Origin of the sequence: Colwellia psychrerythraea (genome assembly GCF_000764225.1) — a bacterium.
Classification (GTDB): domain Bacteria; phylum Pseudomonadota; class Gammaproteobacteria; order Enterobacterales; family Alteromonadaceae; genus Colwellia; species Colwellia psychrerythraea_D.
This window is the reverse complement of sequence record NZ_JQED01000025.1, coordinates 1-3,079: the sequence shown is the minus strand read 5'-3', so window position 1 is coordinate 3,079 and position 3,079 is coordinate 1. Positions and strand designations below refer to the sequence as shown.

Below are 3,079 nucleotides of genomic sequence, written 5' to 3'. Positions count from 1 at the left end.
AGACTACTTAGGGTTGTATGGTTAAGTGACTAAGCGTATGTGGTGGATGCCTTGGCAGTTAGAGGCGATGAAGGACGTGTTAATCTGCGATAAGCGAAGATAAGGTGATAAAAACCGTTATAGTCTTCGATTTCCGAATGGGGAAACCCACCTGTCGTAAGGCAGGTATCATTATCTGAATTCATAGGGTAATGAGGCGAACCGGGAGAACTGAAACATCTAAGTACCCCGAGGAAAAGAAATCAACCGAGATTTCGTCAGTAGCGGCGAGCGAACGCGAATCAGCCCTTAAGCAGCTTAAGTTTTAGTGGAATGTTCTGGAAAGGACAACGATACAGGGTGATAGTCCCGTACACGTAAAAACTTTTGTTGTGAAATCGAGTAGGACGGAGCACGTGAAACTTTGTCTGAATATGGGGGGACCATCCTCCAAGGCTAAATACTACTAACTGACCGATAGTGAACCAGTACCGTGAGGGAAAGGCGAAAAGAACCCCTGTGAGGGGAGTGAAATAGAACCTGAAACCGCATACGTACAAGCAGTGGGAGCCCAATTTAGTTGGGTGACTGCGTACCTTTTGTATAATGGGTCAGCGACTTATATTCTGTAGCAAGGTTAACCGATTAGGGGAGCCGTAGCGAAAGCGAGTGTTAACTGCGCGTTTAGTTGCAGGGTATAGACCCGAAACCCGGCGATCTACCCATGGGCAGGTTGAAGGTTGAGTAACATCAACTGGAGGACCGAACACACGTATGTTGAAAAATGCGGTGATGACTTGTGGGTCGGAGTGAAAGGCTAATCAAGCCGGGAGATAGCTGGTTCTCCCCGAAATCTATTTAGGTAGAGCCTCGCACGAACACCATTGGGGGTAGAGCACTGTTAAGGCTAGGGGGTCATCCCGACTTACCAACCCTTTGCAAACTCCGAATACCAATGAGTGATATGCGGGAGACACACTGCGGGTGCTAACGTCCGTTGTGAAGAGGGAAACAACCCAGACCGCCAGCTAAGGTCCCAAAGTACTAGTTAAGTGGGAAACGATGTGGAAAGGCATAGACAGCTAGGAGGTTGGCTTAGAAGCAGCCATCCTTTAAAGAAAGCGTAATAGCTCACTAGTCGAGTCGGTCTGCGCGGAAGATGTAACGGGGCTAAACTAGTCACCGAAGCTGCGGATTCATAATTTATTATGAGTGGTAGGGGAGCGTTCTGTAAGCCGTTGAAGGTGAATTGAGAAGTTTGCTGGAGGTATCAGAAGTGCGAATGCTGACATGAGTAACGATAAGGGGAGTGAAAAACTCCCCCGCCGAAAGACCAAGGTTTCCTGTCCCATGTTAATCAGGGCAGGGTAAGTCGGCCCCTAAGGCGAGGCGGAAACGCGTAGTCGATGGGAAACAGATTAATATTTCTGTACTTCTATATATTGCGAAGGAGGGACGGAGTAGGCTAGGTGAGCACGGCGTTGGTAGTCCGTGTGAAAGTATGTAGGCTGGAAACTTAGGTAAATCCGGGTTTCCTTAAGGCTGAGATACGAGACGAGATTCTACGGAATTGAAGTCATTGATGCCATGCTTCCAGGAAAAGCTTCTAAGCTTCAGATATATAGGAACCGTACCCCAAACCGACACAGGTGGTTAGGTAGAGAATACTAAGGCGCTTGAGAGAACTCGGGTGAAGGAACTAGGCAAAATAGTACCGTAACTTCGGGAGAAGGTACGCTACTCACGGTGAAGCCCTTGCGGTGTAAGCTATGAGTAGTCGAAGTAACCAGGTGGCTGGAACTGTTTATTAAAAACACAGCACTGTGCAAAATCGAAAGATGACGTATACGGTGTGACGCCTGCCCGGTGCCGGAAGGTTAATTGATTCGGTTAGTCCTCGGACGAAGCTGATGATCGAAGCCCCGGTAAACGGCGGCCGTAACTATAACGGTCCTAAGGTAGCGAAATTCCTTGTCGGGTAAGTTCCGACCTGCACGAATGGCGTAATCATGGCCACACTGTCTCCACCCGAGACTCAGTGAAATTGAATTTGCGGTTAAGATGCCGTATACCCGCGGCTAGACGGAAAGACCCCGTGAACCTTTACTATAGCTTGACAGTGAACATTGCTCCTACATGTGTAGGATAGGTGGGAGGCTTTGAAACTTTGTCGCCAGATGAAGTGGAGCCATCCTTGAAATACCACCCTTGTATGCGTGATGTTCTAACCTAGACCCCTAATCGGGGTTGGGGACACTGTCTGGTGGGTAGTTTGACTGGGGCGGTCTCCTCCCAAAGAGTAACGGAGGAGCACGAAGGTTGGCTAAGTACGGTCGGACATCGTACGGTTAGTGCAATGGCATAAGCCAGCTTAACTGCGAGACAGACACGTCGAGCAGGTACGAAAGTAGGTCATAGTGATCCGGTGGTTCTGTATGGAAGGGCCATCGCTCAACGGATAAAAGGTACTCCGGGGATAACAGGCTGATACCGCCCAAGAGTTCATATCGACGGCGGTGTTTGGCACCTCGATGTCGGCTCATCACATCCTGGGGCTGAAGTCGGTCCCAAGGGTATGGCTGTTCGCCATTTAAAGTGGTACGCGAGCTGGGTTTAGAACGTCGTGAGACAGTTCGGTCCCTATCTGCCGTGGGCGTTTGAGAATTGAAGAGGGCTGCTCCTAGTACGAGAGGACCGGAGTGGACGAACCACTGGTGTTCGGGTTGTCATGCCAATGGCATTGCCCGGTAGCTACGTTCGGAACTGATAACCGCTGAAAGCATCTAAGCGGGAAGCAGGCTTTGAGATGAGTTCTCACTGGGACTTTAAGTCCCCTAAAGGGTCGTTGGAGACTACAACGTTGATAGGTCAGGTGTGTAAGTGCTGCGAGGCATTGAGCTAACTGATACTAATTACCCGTGAGGCTTAACCATACAACACCCAAGTAGTTTTGTACTTAGGTTGTATGAAGACTGACAAATTACAACAATGTAAAATCACGTACTTAACGTGTTACTTGAAATACTTTACGTAGATTGAATACTGTTTATATCGATTTTCTAGATTGTACCCTTTTTGTTTAGCGACAATAGCGCTGTGG

At 48.7% G+C, this 3,079-nt stretch carries 1 rRNA gene; it reads left to right on the top strand.

Features of this window, described 5'->3' with window-relative positions:
• The first annotated feature begins 19 nt into the window (after window positions 1–19).
• Window positions 20–2,912 (top strand): 23S ribosomal RNA (locus tag ND2E_RS10715).
• The last annotated feature ends 167 nt before the right edge of the window (window positions 2,913–3,079 follow it).